The 253-nt window shown below is 68.4% G+C and carries 1 protein-coding gene; it reads left to right on the forward strand.

Annotation, left to right across the window (positions count from 1 at the left end; genetic code table 11):
* Positions 1-253, forward strand: a 253-nt coding sequence (locus tag P8629_RS12325; protein ID WP_278166395.1) for a hypothetical protein, incomplete at both ends; no start/stop codon positions are given.

Raw genomic sequence — 253 nt, forward strand, 5'->3', positions numbered from 1 at the left:
TCTTCGTCTTCACGCCCCTGCGCCGGTTTGCGGAACGCCGCGGCATTCCCGATGCCGCGACGGCGGCGGGGATCACTCTGTCGATCCTGCTGGCCGTGGGCGTCATCGCCTATGCCGCCAGCGGGCCGCTCAGCCGGGCGATGACCAACATGCCGATCATCAGCGCGCAGCTGGAACAGAAATTCGACAGCGTCCGCGACAGCCTGGCCGACCTGCGCGATGCCGCGCAACGCATCGACGACGCGCAAAGCGC

Source organism: Hydrogenovibrio sp. 3SP14C1 (assembly GCF_029625905.1).
Lineage (GTDB): Bacteria > Pseudomonadota > Gammaproteobacteria > Thiomicrospirales > Thiomicrospiraceae > Hydrogenovibrio.